The organism is Paraburkholderia nodosa (genome assembly GCF_001718195.1).
In the GTDB taxonomy this organism is placed as follows: Bacteria; Pseudomonadota; Gammaproteobacteria; order Burkholderiales; family Burkholderiaceae; genus Paraburkholderia; species Paraburkholderia nodosa_A.
In genome coordinates this window covers 101,362-116,909 of sequence record NZ_MCNV01000012.1, presented here as the reverse complement: position 1 = coordinate 116,909, position 15,548 = coordinate 101,362, and the positions used below count along the sequence as shown (strand labels likewise).

Below are 15,548 nucleotides of genomic sequence, written 5' to 3'. Positions count from 1 at the left end.
TTGTACTACGTACAACGCAATCGAAGAGGTTGATTACCATGAGCGCATCTCCCAGCATCACGCCCGCCATCGTTCGCGACATCACGCGCGTCTCGCCCGAACTCGTCAAAGCCGCGTCGCAATTCCAGGCGGCCATTCTCGCCGACGTCGCGGGACGTCGCGGCACGCTGCATGGCCGCGTCAAGCCGGTCGCTCCCGGCATGAAGGTCGCGGGCCCCGCGGTCACAGTGGAGGTTCGTCAGGGCGACAACCTTGCCATTCACGCCGCGCTCGCCATCGCCAAGCCGGGCGACGTGATTGTCGTTGACGGCAAGGGCGACCTGTCGTGCGCGCTCATCGGCGAAATCATGACGACACAGGCCCACGAAAGCGGCCTCGGCGGCCTCGTCCTCGACGCCGCGGTGCGCGACTCTGCCGAACTGGCGAAGAACGGCTTTCCCGTGTTCGCCGCTGGCCTCAACCCGTGCGGCCCGACCAAAAGCGTGGCAGGCCGCGTCAATTTCCAGATTTCCGCGGGCGGCGCGACGATCAACCCCGGCGATCTCATCGTCGGCGATGCCGATGGCGTCGTCGTGATTCCGCGCGAGGACGTCGAGCGCATTCTCGTACTGGCGCAACAGAAGGTCGACGCGGAAACCGCGCGTATCGCCGCCATCCGCAAGCGCGAGGCGCTGCGCCCGGCGTGGCTCGACAAGGAACTGCGCGCAGCGGGCATGCTCGCCGAAGGCGAGGTCCTGTAATGAACGCTTCGACGCAAAAGCCGGCCCTTATCGTCACCGGCGCCGATCTCGCAGCGGAAGCGCTCGAGATGCTGGGCGACTTCGAGGTTGTATTCGCGGGCCGTCAACCGACAGAGGGCGACCTTGTTGCGCTCTGTGCCTTGCACAAGCCCGCTGCCATCATCGTCCGCTACGGGAAGATCAACGCGCGCGTCATGGACGCCTGCGGTGGCAACCTGCGGGTCATCTCCAAACACGGGAGCGGCATCGACGTCATCGACCAGACCGCGGCCGCTGAACGAGGGATCGCCGTGCGCGCCGCCGTTGGAGCCAACGCGGCGGCGGTTGCCGAACACACCTGGGCGCTCATTCTCGCCTGCGCGAACTCGGTGCCGCAGCTCGACGGACGCATGCGTGCGGGCCATTGGGACAAGTCCACGCACAAGTCTCTCGAACTTGCTGGTCGCACCATCGGCCTCATCGGGCTTGGCGCAATCGGGCGGCGTGTAGCGGCAGCCGCAACGGCATTCGACATGCGTGTGCTCGCGTTCGACCCGTACGCGAAGGAAGCACCCGCCGGCGTTGCGCTCGTCAGCCTCGACGAACTCTTCTCCTCTTCCGACATCGTATCGCTGCACTGCCCGCTAACCGACGAGAACCGCAAGATGATCAATGCGCAAGCACTCGGCAAGTTCAAGGCGCGCGCGATTCTGGTCAACACGGCGCGTGGCGGCTTGATCGACGAAGCCGCGCTCGCCGAGGCGCTCTCGAGCGGCAAGCTGCTCGCGGCCGGCCTCGACAGTTTCGATGTCGAACCGATGCCCTCGCCCCATGTGTTCCAGGGCATCGCGAACGTCATTCTGTCGCCGCATATCGGCGGCGTCAGCGACGCAGCGTACGTGAACATGGGTAAGGGTGCGGCGGCGAATGTGATCGCCGTATTCGAAGAGCATGCGCGTAGCGCTTTGCAGTCCTGATCGAAAATGCAGGTTCGATATGTTCTATCTCAAGCAGCCGGAAGTCCGCCAGGCGGACGTGTTCACCCGCATGCCGGAGCACTTGCGCAAAGCAGGCGTGCAAACGGATTGGTCCAGAGCGAATCGCGGCGGGCAGCCGACCGACTCATTCCTTGAAGGTCCGGTCTGGAGCCCGTCCGGCCATCTCTATGTGACCGACATCCCGCACGGCCGTGTGTTCCGTATCTCCGCCGCCGGCAAGTGGGAGCTCGTCGTCGAATACGACGGCGAGCCGAACGGCATGAAGCTCGTCGATGACGGCCACCTGCTCATCACGGATTACCGCAACGGCCTGATGCTGCTGGATATCGAACGCGGCGAAGTCACGCCATATCTTGAGCGGCGCAACACGGAACGCTTTCGCGGCGTCAACGACCTCACGTTCGACTCGAAGGGCAACCTGTATTTCACGGACCAGGGCCAGACGGGCCTACACGACCCGACCGGGCGCGTCTACCGGCTCACGCCCGAGGGCAGGCTGGACATGCTGCTCGGCAACTGCCCGAGCCCGAACGGACTCGTGCTTTCGCCCGACGAAAAGGTGCTCTACGTGGCGATGACCCGCGGCAACTGCGTATGGCGCGCGCCGCTTCAGGCCGATGGCTCGGTGAGCAAGGTCGGCCAGTTCTTCACGTCGTATGGCCCGAGCGGCCCGGATGGCCTGACCATCGATAGCGCGGGAAGGCTCTTCGTCGCCAATCCGGGGCTGGGTCGCGCGTGGGTGCTGAATCACCTCGCAGAGCCCGAACTGATCTTGACCAGCCCTGCGGGCGCTTCGCTGACGAACCTGTGCTTCGGCGGCCCGGATATGAAGACACTTTTCATGACCGAATCTGTCTCCGGCACCGTGCTGAAGGCCGAGCTGGACATCGCCGGGCCCCTTCCCAAACAGGCAAAAACGCCAAACCAGGCGACCTGAAGAAAATTGCCGGCAGCGCGCAAACGCCAGCCGGCTTCGAGACAGCAAGTTGCATCGAGCAAAGAGCAACTGAGGAGCGCACATGCAGTTCTCCCAATCCCTCCGCGAGGCGGTTTCGTCTACGGACAATAAGGATGCCGAATCGACTCCTGCGTCGATGTCGGCCGCACAGCACGCTGAAAGCGAGCGCACGCTTGCGCGCGCGTTCCGGCGCATTCTGCCGTTCATTTTCGCGTGCTATGTGATCAGCTATCTGGACCGCACCAATGTCGGGTTTGCGGCGCTGACGATGAACAAGGATCTCGGCCTGACCGCGCAGCAATTCGGCGTGGGTGCGGGGCTCTTCTTCATCGGCTATTTCCTCTTCGAGATTCCGAGCAATCTGATCATGCAGAAAGTGGGCGCGCGTATCTGGATCGCGCGCATCATGATCACGTGGGGCTTGATCTCGATGGCGACGGCCTTCGTTGTCGAGCCGAAAAGCTTCGCCGCCGCGCGCTTTCTGCTCGGCATCGCCGAAGCCGGCTTCACGCCGGGCATCTACCTGTATTTCACGCAATGGTTCCCGGGCAAGTGGCGCGCGAAAGTCACAGCGGCCTTTCTCGTCGGCATTCCCGTTGCGAACATGATCGGCTCGCCCGTATCCGGAGCGCTGCTACAGCTCGGCGGCCTGCACGGGTTGCGCAGCTGGCAATGGTTGCTGCTCATGGAGGGGCTGCCCGCGATTGCGCTCGGTATCGCTTGCCTCTTCATCCTCGCAGACCGCCCCGAAAAGGCCCGCTGGCTGAGCCGCGAGGAAAAGGACGTGCTCGCGCATCGCCTCGCGCTCGAACAGCGCAGTATCGCCGGCAAACACGGCTCCAGCCTGCGCGACGCCATGACGAACTGGCGCGTGTTCGTGCTCGCCTTGATCAACTTCTGCGGCATTGTCGGTTCGATCGGCGTGGGCCTGTGGATGCCGCAGATCATCAAGCAGTTCGGCGTCGGCCACGCAACGGTGGGCTGGCTCGCAGCCATTCCCTATGCGCTCGGCGCCGTCGCGATGCTCTGGTGGGCTCGCCTCGCGAACCGTGCCGCACATCGCATTCCCTACGTGGCCGGTGCGCTCGTCATCGCGGCCGCCGCGCTCGCGATCAGCGCGATGCTCGACACGCCCCTCCTCAAGCTCGTCGCGCTGTGCGTGACCGTGAGCGGCATCCTGGCGTTTCAGGCGACCTACTGGGCGATTCCCTCCGGCTTCCTCACCGGCCGCGCCGCCGCGGGCGGCATCGCGCTGATCGTTTCGATCGGCAATCTCGGCGGCTTCGTCGGACCGTCGATGATCGGCGCCATCAAGGATATGTCCGGCGGCTTCACCGTGCCGCTACTCGCCGTGGCCGCCGTGCTGCTGCTCGGCGCGCTGACGATCGCATGGCTTGGCGACCCCGGCGCGGGCGTCGGAGAAGAGCCGAACGCCTGAATCAATTTTTCGCTTTTTCGTTGTCCGCTTCTCGCCAAAATCCGCACGCACTCAAACCAACAACCGGAGACACCATGCAGGAACACAAGACCTACACGACGCACGCCTTCACGCGCACTTCGCCGCGAGCTTTCGCGGCGACGGCAACGGCCGCGGCAGCAACGGCGGCATTCGCCCTCGCGCCGCACGCCGCTCACGCCCAAAGCAGCGTGACGCTCTATGGCATCGTCGATGTGGGCATCGAGCACATCAACAACACGCCAGGCGGCGGCGCGACCACGCGCGAAGTGTCGGGCAATCTCTCAGGTTCGCGCTGGGGCCTCAAAGGCGTAGAAGATCTCGGCGGCGGCATGAAGGCTATCTTCACGCTCGAAAACGGCTTCAACGTCAACGACGGCACGAGCGCGCAGTCGACCAAGGGCTTGGGCGCGAACGCGGCGACCACCTCGCGCCTGTTCGGCCGCCAGGCGTGGGTGGGCCTCACGTGGCATGGCCAGCAGATCACCTTCGGCCGCCAGAATTCGGTGCTCTACGATCAGGCCGTCGTGTTCGATCCGATGGGTGCATCCTCACGCTACTCCACGCTCTCCATCGACTACGCGACGGCGGGCCGCGTGGACAATTCCGCGAAGTACGTGGGCGCCTTCGGCCCCGTGAGTGTCGCTGCGATGTACAGCACGCGCTACGACACCGGCTACGGTAGCGAAGTGCCCGGCGCGCAACTCACGGGCCGCTACTTCGGCGGCTCGCTCACCTACGCGGGCGGACCGCTCGCCGCCAGCCTCTCGTACGAGCAGCGCAACAGCAACACGGTCGCGACCAACACTGCCACGGAGCGCCGCGCCACCGCCGCCGCAACCTGGCTCGTCGGCAGCTTCAAGGCGTTCGCGGGCTATCGCTACCTGCAGGCGTCGCGCGCCTTCCTGCCCGCGAATGCGATCGGCGCCGCCAACGGCTCGCAGTCGGGTGCGGCCAATCTCTGGTGGGCCGGCGCGAACTACGCGTTCACGCCCGCCTTCTTCGTGACGGCGGCCGCCTATTACCAGGACGTGCACGGCAGCAGCGCCGATCCGTGGATGTCCGTGCTGAGCGCCGACTATCTGCTCTCCAGGAGCACCGATATCTATGCCACCGCTGCGTTCGCACGCAACAAAGGCGGCTCCGCGCTCGGTGTGAACGGCTACGGCACGGTCGCGGCGAATTACGACCAGACCGGCTTCGTGGTCGGCATGCGCAAAAAGTTCTGAGCAAGAAAACCATGCAGATCGTCCACGCCCCGCATCTTCCAGTTCGCGACGCCTGGCTCGCGTTGCATCGCGAAGACGCGCTGCTGCCGGAGCTTCCCATCGTCGATGCGCATCATCACCTCTGGGACCGGCAGACAGGCCGCTATCTCGCCGACGAGTTCCGGCAAGACATGGCAGCCGGGCATCGCATTGTATCGACGGTGTTCGTGCAGTGCCGCTCGATGCTGCGAACCGACGGCCCGGATGCCATGAAGCCCGTGGGCGAGGTCGAGTTCGCCAATGGCGTCGCCGCGATGTTCGCGAGCGGGACGTATGGCGCGATGCGCTGCTGCGAAGCCATTGTCGCCGGTGCGGATCTTGCGCTGGGGCATGACGTCGATGCAGTCATCGAGGCGATGCTCGAGGTCTCCGGGGGCAGATTGCGCGGCATCCGCAACCCGTTGGCGTGGCACGCGGACGAACGGGTTCGCTCGAGCCCGGTGACACCGCCGCGCGATCTCATGCAGAACGCGGCGTTCATCGACGGCGTGCGCACGCTGGGCCGGTACGGACTCTCGCTCGATGTCTGGGTCTATCACACCCAGCTCGACGCGCTGCTCGAACTGGCGCGCCTCGTCCCGGACGTCACCATCGTCATCGACCACTTCGGCGGCCCGGTCGGCGTCGGTATTCACGCCGGCCAAACGACGCAGACGAGAGCGGCGTGGTCGGCATCGCTGCGGCGTCTCGCCGCCCTGCCGAACACACGGCTCAAGCTCGGCGGCGCCGGAATGCCCGTGTTCGGCTTCGACTTCGCCCAGGCCGAGCGTCCTCCTGCTTCGGAAACGCTCGCAGCCGCGTGGAAACCGTACTTCGACGTCTGCATGGAGCTATTTGGCGCCGAGCGCTGCATGTTCGAAAGCAACTTCCCCGTCGACAAGGGCATGTTCAGCTACACCGTCCTTTGGAACGCCTTCAAGCGACTCGCCGCCAGCGGATCGATGACGGAGAGGTCGGCGCTTTTCAGCCGCACCGCTACAACGACATACGGCCTCACGGTACCAGGAGACGAGTAAATGAAAGTGAACACCCCTATCGCCGGTGGGGCGCCCGCGAGTACGAAGCGCGCCGGCATCCGCTCCGTGACTGCGCCTGAGTGGCGGGCGCTGTCTCTCGCGGGACTCGGCTGGACGTTCGAGAGTTACGACTCCTTCCTGCTCTCGCTCCTGCTGCCGACACTCGCCTTGCAGTTTGGCCTCACGAAACCCCAACTCGCCGTGTTCACGAGCATCACGGCCGCCGGTCAGATCATTGGCGGCATCCTCTTTGGCTATGTGTCGGATCGAATTGGCCGCGTGCGCACCGCGCTGCTCTGCATCGGCATCTATTCCCTCTTTTCGGGCCTGCTCGCAGTCGTGCCGAACGAGCACTGGTTCGCCGTCACGCGGCTGTGCGGCGCGCTCGGCATGGGCGGCATGTGGACCGCCGGCGCGGCGCTGGTGGCGGAGACCTGGCACGCGAGCCGGCGCGGCAAGGGCGGCGCGCTCATGCAGATGGGGCTTCCCATTGGCGCGATCATCGCGATCAGCATCGCGGGCATCGTGACCGAACTGAATGGCGGATTGGGCGGTCAGGGCTGGCGCACGCTGTTCCTCATCGGCGCCGCGCCGTTCTTCATCCTCTTCTGGGTTGCGCGCAAAACTCCGGAATCTCCGATCTGGCTCGAGCGCAAGGCATCCGCACAGCGGGCCGCCGCCAGCCGGAACGCGCCGCGCGCACAGCTCAACGTCCGTGGCTTGCTCACAGCTTTCTTCTTCATCTTCTTTCTCCAGTACCTCTACTGGGGCGTGTTCACCTGGACGCCGACCTTCCTCGTCACGGTCAAGCACTTTGATTTCGCACACAGCCTGAAATTCGTGCTCGCACTGCAGTTCGGCGCCATCGCAGGCTTCCTGCTTTTCTCGGCGCTGGTCGACAAACTCGGGCGTCGCCCGATGTTCATCGCGTATCTCCTCGTGGGGGCGGTGGCGGTCGGCGTGTACATCGGCTCGGCGGAGCCGTTGTTGATTCTGTGCGCGATCTTTCTCACGGGGTTCGGCGTCAACGGCATCTTCGCGGGCGCCGGTCCGTTCCTCGCGGAAGTGATTGGTGACACCGCTTCGCGCGGCTTCCTCATGGGCCTCGCCTACAACGGCGGGCGTCTCGGCGGCTTTATCGCGCCTCTCATCATCGGCTCGCTCGCCACCACGCCCAGTGGTTTCGTCGAGGGACTCGCGACGACGATTGTTGCCTTCGCAGCCGCTGCGGTCGTCGTTCTGTTTGCACCTGAAACGCGTGGGAAGACGCTCGCATGAATACGGCGGCACGTCAAAGTGCGTTTTACGACCGGCTCTTCCCGGCGCTCGCGGAGCCCGCGCTGCGTCGCTACGCATGCGGGCAGGTGCTTTCCGTACTCGGCAGCTGGACCCAGAACATCACGCTGAACCTGCTCGTCTATCATCTCTCGGGCAAGGCCTCCGTCTTTGCACTCCTGAATTTCCTGCTCTACGGACCTCAGCTGATCGTCGCACCCGTGGCCGGCTCGCGCATCCGCGCCGCGAATGCACGCCGCGCCACGCTCTGCGTACTTGCCACGTCATTGACGCTGACGTCGATCCTGCTCGTTCTGTGGTTGGCTGGCGCACTCGGCGTGAAGCTCATCCTCCTGCTCGCGCTGGCGATTGGCATTTCGAGCGCAATCGAGACGCCGGCGCGGCAGCTCCTGCTCGTCAACAGTCTGCGCAATCCTTTGCTGACGTCCAACGCGGTCGCCATGAACACGATGGTCTACAACGTCGGACGCATGGTGGGTCCGAGCATCGCCGGGTTCGTCTATCCGCTGCTGGGGCCGGCGGCGGCTTTCGCGATGTACGGGTGCGCGTTGTGCGTGATGGCGATGTGCGTGCGTTCGATCCACCCCGCCAATCTTTCGGCCCGTTCGCGCGCGGACGGAGGCGGACTCCGGAATGCCGTGGGCTACGTCCTCTCGGATATGTTTTCCGCTCGCTACCTTCCGACGCTTGCCTGCATGGGCCTTTTCGCTGCGAGCTATCAGACGCTGGTGCCGCTGCTTGCCGACCACGCCTTTCATAACGCGGCGCGCTATACGGGCATTTTCTTCGCCGCTGCGGGCGGCGGCTCGCTCACTGCTGCGATTCTGCTCTCGTCCGCGTGGGGGCCACGTGCAACCAGGAAGCTGCTCGCTTTCGCACCGTGGCTCGCTGTCACCGCGCTTTTCACGCTGGCGTTCACCAACGATGCCAGCCTTTCCGTGCCCGCTTTCTGCGTGCTCGGCTTCAGCCTCACGTTTTCAGCAACCTCTACAAACGCCACCATCCAGCAGCGGTGCCCGGACCACGTTCGCGGCGGACTCGTCGGCATGTACGGCATGGCCTACAACGGCACGATGCCGTTCGGCTATCTGCTCGTCGGTACCGTGTCCGAAGCGTTGGGCGTGCGTTCGACTTTCACGGCGATGGCGATCGTGCTCGCATCGAGTGTCGTCGCCATTACCGCCCTGCACCATTTCAAGCAACGCCGCACAGGCGCACAATAAACGCATTGGAGACGCGTATGAACATTTCCAGCACTGATTTCGCAACCGAAGTGGAGACCCGGACCATCAAGAAAGTCGTCCTGCGTCTCGTCCCCTTCCTCACGCTCTGTTACCTGCTCGCATTCATCGACAGAGGCAACGTCGGCATGGCTTCGTTGCAGATGAACAATGACATCGGTCTGTCTGCACAGGTATTCGGATTTGGCAGCAGCCTGTTTTTTGTCTCGTATTTCATCTGCGAAGTGCCGAGCAACCTCGCGCTCCAGAAGTTTGGTGCGCGTGTGTGGCTTGCGCGCATCATGATTACATGGGGCCTTGTTTCCGCCGGCACCGCGCTGGTTCGCTCGCCGTCGAGCTTCTACGTGCTGCGCTTTCTCCTCGGTGCCGCAGAGGCCGGCTTCTTCCCTGGCGTGCTCCTTTACCTGTCGTACTGGATTCCGGCGAAGTATCGTGCGCGCATCATCGCGACTTTCATGGTCGCCATCCCGGCGGCAAGCTTTATCGGCTCGCCGATTTCCGCCGTATTGCTGCATATGGACGGATTCGCGGGCATTCGCGGGTGGCAGTGGCTGTTCATCCTTGAAGGCATCCCGACGGTCATTCTCGGCTTGATCTGCCTGAAACTGCTTACCGACAAGCCGACGCAAGCGACCTGGCTGAAGGATGATGAGCGCGAATGGCTCACGGCAGCGCTCTCGCAGGAAAAACGGGAACCCAAAAAAGTCGCTCAGATGTCCCTCGCGAAACTGTTCTGCAACCGCTACGTCCTCTGCCTCGCGCTCGTCGATGTATGCGCGTCGGGTGCGGGGAGCACGCTCTCGGTATGGCAGCCACAGTTGCTGAAGTCATTCGGGCTGACGGTCATGCAGACCGGCCTCCTCAATGCGGTTCCGTACGCGCTTTCCTCCGTCCTGATGGTCTATTGGGGACGTAGCTCCGACCGCCGCCAGGAGCGACGCTGGCACACTGTCATCCCCATGCTGCTGATCGGCCTCGGCCTCTTCGGCACGTCGCTGAGCGGCTCGCTCGGGCCAACCATCGTCATGCTCTGCGCGGTTCTCGTCGGCGCGTACGCCTTCAAGGGACCGTTCTGGGCACTGGCCTCCAGCATGCTTTCGAACGGCACGGCCGCAGCTGGACTGGCCACCATCAACGCCATCGCCAACCTGTTGGGCGGCGGCCTTATGGTCAACGTCTATGGATGGGTGAAGGGCGCAACGGGAAACTACGCGCTCGCGCTGATGCCGCTCGGCGCGCTCACCCTCGTCAGCGTCATCACGCTCGTGTTGCTCACGCGCCCCGGCTCGGGCAAGCAACTCCACAAGAACAAAGTCGAAATCGCCTGAGATGCAGACCAATCGCAGAAAGTTTCTCGCCGCGATCGGCGCGGCTGGAATTACGGCCAGCATGCGCGCGTTCGGCGCTGAAGAAGAAGTCTGGTCGACGGGTGTCAATCCGCCGTCGTTCAAAATGCCGGCAGGTGCTATTGATTGCCACATGCACATCTACGACGACCGCTTCCCCGTTGCGCCTGGCACTTCGCTTCGGCCGCCAAATGCGACAGTCGAGCAGTATCGACGCCTGCAGAAGCGCCTCGGCATTCATCGCAACGTTGTCGTTACACCGTCGACTTACGGAACCGACAACCGCTGTCTCATCGACGCACTTCGGCAGTTCGACGGCAACGCGCGCGGCGTAGCCGTCGTCGACACATCGGTGACCCGCGAGCAACTCGATGAAATGAATACGGCAGGCGTGCGGGCCATCCGCTTCAACCTGAGCTATCCAGGTGCCACGACCATCGACATGCTTGCGCCTCTCGCAGCGCGTATTGCGCCGCTGGGCTGGCACATCGAACTTGTCGTCCAGGGTGCCAGGCTGCCGGAACTCGCACCACGCCTGAACGCCTTGCCGTGCCCGCTGGTCATCGACCACATCGCGCACATCCCGCAACCGGACGGCCTCGGCTCGGAGGCAATGAAGGCCGCGCAGCGCCTCGTCGACAACGGGAAAACGTGGGTCACGCTCTCCGGACCATACGTGGATACAAAAGCCGGCGCTCCCGCCTATGCAGATGTGGCGCCGGTCGCCAAGGCCTTCATTGCGATGGCGCCCGACAGGATGCTGTGGGGAACCGACTGGCCGCATCCTACGGAAAAAGCGCGCAAGCCGGACGATGCCTTGCTGGTCGACGTCATGGCTTCGTGGATAGGACGAGCGGACTGGCGGGAGAAGATCTTCGTCGAGAACCCGGAGAGGCTTTATGGATTCGTGGGCGCAGAGTGAGCGAAACAAATGGTTGTGGGGGTGTACTGAGGCGGAACGGCCACGTCCGCCGCACGCTTTTTCGCGAAACATTGGGCGCTTTCCTCTGTCGATCGCGCACTGAGATTGCCCGGTTTGATGGACAGATTTGCAGTCGGCGATCTGCGGAAGCATCGTGGCGTCCAATACCTGGTTCCCCTCACCTCTACCAAACCGGAAACACGACGTCTGGTTGCGGCGTAAATTCAATGCCCGAGTCGGGGCAGGATACGCGTCCCCTGACGGCAACCCGCTGTTTCAGATACGGCAGCAGGAGCGTGGGGGATGGTTCGCCCCCCTCTCCAAGAAGGATGTCGGACACCACCTTGTGGTTGCAGGGCGAGGTGGAGGGGCGATCCAGCATGATTGTCGTATAGTCACCCGGCGCATACTCCCCGCTGCCACGCTGGACAGTCCCGGTGATCCAGATGTCGTGTTGCAGGGGCAACGTCGGCAGCGGCGGGCTGGCTGACATGGCGTTCTCTGACCATAACCCGGCAATCACAATTGCCGGGACCAAGGCACACAATCGTCTGTTCATGGTGCAAGCCTCTTGACGTCCAGTGACGCTCCCCTGCATGTGACGTTTTCTTTTCACTTCCCTGAAGCATGCCGCCGTGCGTACGTGCCTCACGACGAGCGTGTGCATACGGATCTCCAGTCCGTTGCGTATCTCGACTCTCAGCCGTTCCATTGAAGCACTCCCCTTCGCGCGGGTACCGGTATCGCACCCTCCATGCGGTGCTCGCGCGAAAACCGCTCCGAACGCGGCGCTGAACGCTTCGTGGGACGGCACCGAGTGCACGGCGCGAACGACGGCATACCGTCGTGGCAAACGGTGCCCGCGGGGCAACCGCCCTGCCAACGGCGGCACAGGCTCGACGTGAACTGGTGAAACGTCAGCTACCCGGCGGCGATGCGCTCCGACAGCGTGCGCCGGGCACGCTGCGCAACCGCCTGGAAAACGCCGGACACGGCGACGATCGTACGGGGGACGTGCCCGAACAACGTAGTCGAAGCCGGGCGGAAATGAAGGCAGCTCATCGTATTCTCCTTCGACGCAGCAAGGAAGAGAACGGGCTTGCGCGCTCCAGTTCGCCTGCCATGCTGCGGGGCAAACAAATCGAAACACGCAGCATGCAACCGATCCATCACCGGGCACACTGCCAGAGCTGGATATAAGTTAGTTTCACTGATGAAAATTTTCAAGGTGGCGCGATGGATCCCGCTCACCTGGACCCGACATCCCGGATTACCGGACGCTGAAAGCCGGCGTTGCCTGTCGGACGGATCGCGTCAGGATATGCGCCCGTGGCTCACGGAGGACACCACCTTTTCACGGTGGCGGGCCGGAGTGCAGCCGGGACCGGCTTGATAAAGGCAGTCGTCCCACTGCACCGGCCCCGGCATCGAAGGTGGCATCGCCGTAGGAAGCAGAATCCGGATGTGTGCCAGAGCAGCATGCGCCCGGATCTGGCGGCACAGCTCACACACCGGTCAGCGACATCGTCCAGTCCGTTATGATCAGATCGGTGGCTGGCGCAGGGCATGGTTGAGGGCCTCCACGCCATTGTGTGCGCAGTGCACGCCGTACCCGTTCGAGGGTGAACATGAGGCAGTAGGCGTCGGGCAGTTCAGGCGGGTCGTCGACAGGCAGGATAGAAGGTATTCTGCTGGTCGGTGGACTTGTTTCCGCCAAGCGGAGCAAATTGCGTTCCCGGCTGCCATCCTGGTCATTGTCCATTGACGGTGCGAGGAAACGATAATGTGTCCTCGCACGCAGGTCTTTCGAAATGGTGTCACGCATTGGTACGGATCATGACCGATTCTCAAACGGGAACTACCCTGCAGGCCCTCGCCGGATTTCTACGACGGGAACAGGCGCGCCTGACGGAAAGATGGATGCAGGCCGTCGCTGCCGATGCCGACCTCATCGAAGCCGACCGGCTGACGTGGGAGCAGCTGGCCGATCACCTGCCCGCTATCCTGAGCGGCATCTGCATCGCGCTCGAAGAGCAGGATCTCCAACCAGTCGAGCGGGCCATTGAACGCAATGCGAGGCAGCACGGGAACGTGCGCTGGCAGCAGGGGTACCGCGTTGATGAACTCGTGCGTGAACTGGAGCTGTTCCGGCAGGAACTGGCTGCCGCCGTCCGGGCATTCGCGGCGTCCGACGACACGTTCACACGCGACCACGAATCCCGCGCCCTGCATCTGATCGACGAGGCGCTCAGCTTTGTCACCCTGACATCGATCCGCGAGGTCATCGGCGAGCGTGACCGGACCATCGCCGAATACACGAGCCAGCTGGAGCGTGCTAACGAGGAACTGCGTGAGCAGCAACGCGAGGTCAGCGAACTGTACCGGTCGCGCATGCAGGTCACGCGCGGCCTCGTGCACGACCTGCGCAACTTTCTGAACGCCTTTTCGATCGACCTGCAACTGATTGCGCGCGTTCCGTCCCGAGCCGAGGCCGGACTTGCGCTCGCGACCCGGCAGGCGGAGGACATGAAGCAGCTGGTCGACGAAATGGTGGAATATTCGGTTGTCGTCGGCGACAGCAGCCAGATCTGCATCGAGCCGGTTGATCTGCCCATGCTGTTTGACGAACTGGTCACGAACGCCCGTCCAGCGATCGAAGGAAAAGGCCTGCGTCTGTCCGCCTCGCTTGAGGCCGGACTGGTCCGTGTGCAGTCCAACCGCATCAAGCTCAAGCAGGTTGCGCTGAACCTGCTGTCGAATGCAACGAAATATACCCGCGAGGGGGGAATCGAACTGGTCATCGCGAGATGCGGTGACGGCCGGTGGTTCATGCGCGTGGCCGATACCGGTGTCGGCATTGCGCCGTCAGATACGGAGCGCGTGTTCAGGGAGTTCGAGCGGGCCGCCAGCGACGACATCCCGGGCGCCGGCCTGGGTCTGGCGATCGTCAGGGAGCTGTGCCACGCACTCGAGGGCGAGATCCACTTCGAGTCCCGCGAGGGTCAAGGCACGACCTTCGAAATCCGCTTTCCGGTCGACCTGAAGCCGCGAGGCTGACGCGGCGCCCGCCCGGCTCGTGATCCGAACGGATGTAAGCAGGGTGAGCGCCTTTCGGTCAGTGTTCCCGGCGGGGTCGATATCGCGGATCCAGCCCGACCTGCTCCGCAGGACGGCCTTCGGCCGACGCCTCACGTCCTTGTCGCGCCGGGGGCACACTCCGGCGGCTGCCACCGGCCCGTCTGCAGCCCTGTCACTGGATCGGCGGTGCGGTGCCCAGCTTTTCGGCCAGCATCCGCTCGTACACGCCGAAGTGGAGGTCCACTTCAGACTGATCGACTGCGGTAACGATCAGGGTGATCTGGTCCGGCAGGAGACCAAGCACGCCTGCGATAAACGTTTCGAGCTGCGGCGCGCATACCTTGTCCTTGGCGACGGTCGTCCCGATCGTGACTTCATAGTTTTTTTCCTGTCGGCAGACCACCTCCACCAGGCGCGCGCGGGCGCTCATGTTGTTGTCGACCGCAGTCCGGATGACGTCCACCGCCTTACGCATTGCTTCTGTCGGAAAACCTTTGGTCGAGCGCAGACGCACGCGGTGAGGGCCCAGGGTCAACCAGTCGGTATCGAATTCCATCGTGTCCTCCGCTTGCTACATGTTTCCGCCGCGATGATATGAGCTGGCAAAATTTTTTCAAGGTGCAACGCTGCTTTTGCTCCTTGAAATCCTCGCCAGAGTACCTATCTTAGGATTCGCTCAGGCAGACGCGCGGGTTTCCGCGTCCCGTGCGCTGCGTGTTTCGATTGTTTGCCAGACGCTGGCAGGCGAGCTGGAGCGCGTAGGCCGGTTCGCCTCCTTGCGTCGTTCAAGGAGAACTGCATCATGAGCGATCTCTATTCTGGATCCGGCCTCTTCAGCGAGTTCGACCGGCTGCAGCAGCAGATGGCGAGCCTTCTCGGTACTTTCCCCTCCAGTCTGCGGGCGAGCCGCTTCGGCACGTTCCCGCCCGTCAATATTGGCGCCACCGACGACTCGATCGAGATTGTCGCGTTTGCACCGGGCATCAATGCGGCGGAGCTCAACGTATCGATCGACAAGGGACTGCTGACCATCAGCGGTGAGCGCAAGCCGGCGCAACCGGATACCGGCGAGGACACACGCGTTTATGCGCAGGAGCGCTTCACTGGCGCGTTCCGGCGGGTCATCGAACTGCCGGAGAACGCGGACCCCGACAAGGTTCAGGCACGCTACGAGAACGGTTGCCTGTCGATCGCCATCGGCAAGCGCGAATCTTCGAAGCCTCGAGCCATCACAGTCCAGTAATCCAGGG

15 protein-coding genes are annotated in these 15,548 nt (G+C 63.5%); 12 read left to right on the top strand and 3 right to left on the bottom strand.

The annotated features are described in order from the left end of the window. Nucleotides 1-38 precede the first annotated feature (38 nt). The 10 genes from BFD71_RS21250 to BFD71_RS21205 all read left to right on the top strand — a co-directional run bounded on the left by BFD71_RS21250 (nt 39) and on the right by BFD71_RS21205 (nt 11,220). Nucleotides 39-740, top strand: coding sequence for an RraA family protein (locus tag BFD71_RS21250; protein WP_069266278.1), 702 nt, complete (start codon nt 39-41; stop codon nt 738-740). Continuing rightward, entirely contained in the window at nt 740-1,696 is a 957-nt protein-coding gene (locus BFD71_RS21245; protein WP_069266277.1) for a hydroxyacid dehydrogenase, read from the top strand. Before BFD71_RS21250 ends, BFD71_RS21245 begins: the two co-directional genes overlap by 1 nt. 19 nt (nt 1,697-1,715) lie before the next feature. Continuing rightward, nucleotides 1,716-2,654 (top strand): SMP-30/gluconolactonase/LRE family protein, encoded by a 939-nt coding sequence (locus BFD71_RS21240; RefSeq protein ID WP_069266276.1) that lies wholly within the window; start codon nt 1,716-1,718, stop codon nt 2,652-2,654. Between the two features lie 82 nt (nt 2,655-2,736). Continuing rightward, nucleotides 2,737-4,113, top strand: coding sequence for an MFS transporter (locus BFD71_RS21235; RefSeq protein WP_069266275.1), 1,377 nt, complete (start codon nt 2,737-2,739; stop codon nt 4,111-4,113). A 74-nt stretch (nt 4,114-4,187) separates the two neighbouring features. Then, nucleotides 4,188-5,360, top strand: coding sequence for a porin (locus tag BFD71_RS21230; RefSeq protein ID WP_069266274.1), 1,173 nt, complete (start codon nt 4,188-4,190; stop codon nt 5,358-5,360). Nucleotides 5,361-5,371: 11 nt separating this feature from the next. Then, nucleotides 5,372-6,415: an amidohydrolase family protein gene (locus tag BFD71_RS21225; RefSeq protein ID WP_069266273.1), complete on the top strand. Its 1,044-nt coding sequence runs from the start codon at nt 5,372-5,374 to the stop codon at nt 6,413-6,415. Next, the gene (locus BFD71_RS21220; protein ID WP_083245373.1) at nt 6,416-7,693 is read left to right on the top strand and encodes an MFS transporter; all 1,278 of its coding nucleotides are present in this window, start codon (nt 6,416-6,418) and stop codon (nt 7,691-7,693) included. After that, nucleotides 7,690-8,934 (top strand): MFS transporter, encoded by a 1,245-nt coding sequence (locus BFD71_RS21215; protein WP_069266272.1) that lies wholly within the window; start codon nt 7,690-7,692, stop codon nt 8,932-8,934. Before BFD71_RS21220 ends, BFD71_RS21215 begins: the two co-directional genes overlap by 4 nt. 17 nt (nt 8,935-8,951) lie before the next feature. After that, nucleotides 8,952-10,280 carry an MFS transporter gene (locus BFD71_RS21210; RefSeq protein WP_069266271.1) on the top strand — a complete coding sequence of 443 codons (1,329 nt, stop codon included), beginning with the start codon at nt 8,952-8,954 and terminating at the stop codon, nt 10,278-10,280. A gap of 61 nt (nt 10,281-10,341) precedes the next feature. After that, nucleotides 10,342-11,220, top strand: coding sequence for an amidohydrolase family protein (locus BFD71_RS21205; protein ID WP_256094840.1), 879 nt, complete (start codon nt 10,342-10,344; stop codon nt 11,218-11,220). Nucleotides 11,221-11,404: 184 nt separating this feature from the next. On the opposite strand, the gene BFD71_RS21200 is transcribed toward BFD71_RS21205, so the two are convergent. Together BFD71_RS21200 and BFD71_RS41515 are read right to left on the bottom strand one after the other, a co-directional pair. Further along, nucleotides 11,405-11,779 carry a hypothetical protein gene (locus tag BFD71_RS21200; RefSeq protein ID WP_069266359.1) on the bottom strand — a complete coding sequence of 125 codons (375 nt, stop codon included), beginning with the start codon at nt 11,777-11,779 and terminating at the stop codon, nt 11,405-11,407. Between the two features lie 362 nt (nt 11,780-12,141). Further along, the gene (locus BFD71_RS41515) at nt 12,142-12,447 is read right to left on the bottom strand and encodes a hypothetical protein (RefSeq protein ID WP_176732927.1); all 306 of its coding nucleotides are present in this window, start codon (nt 12,445-12,447) and stop codon (nt 12,142-12,144) included. A 609-nt stretch (nt 12,448-13,056) separates the two neighbouring features. Here BFD71_RS41515 and BFD71_RS21195 point away from each other — a divergent pair. Next, nucleotides 13,057-14,277 carry a sensor histidine kinase gene (locus tag BFD71_RS21195; RefSeq protein ID WP_069266269.1) on the top strand — a complete coding sequence of 407 codons (1,221 nt, stop codon included), beginning with the start codon at nt 13,057-13,059 and terminating at the stop codon, nt 14,275-14,277. Nucleotides 14,278-14,470: 193 nt separating this feature from the next. Here the strand turns inward: BFD71_RS21195 and BFD71_RS21190 are convergent, their stop codons facing one another. Further along, complete coding sequence (locus BFD71_RS21190) at nt 14,471-14,854, bottom strand: hypothetical protein (protein WP_069266268.1); 384 nt, start codon at nt 14,852-14,854, stop codon at nt 14,471-14,473. A gap of 246 nt (nt 14,855-15,100) precedes the next feature. On the opposite strand from BFD71_RS21190, the gene BFD71_RS21185 reads away from it, so the two are divergent. Continuing rightward, nucleotides 15,101-15,541, top strand: coding sequence for an Hsp20/alpha crystallin family protein (locus BFD71_RS21185; RefSeq protein ID WP_069266267.1), 441 nt, complete (start codon nt 15,101-15,103; stop codon nt 15,539-15,541). Nucleotides 15,542-15,548: the final 7 nt, after the last annotated feature.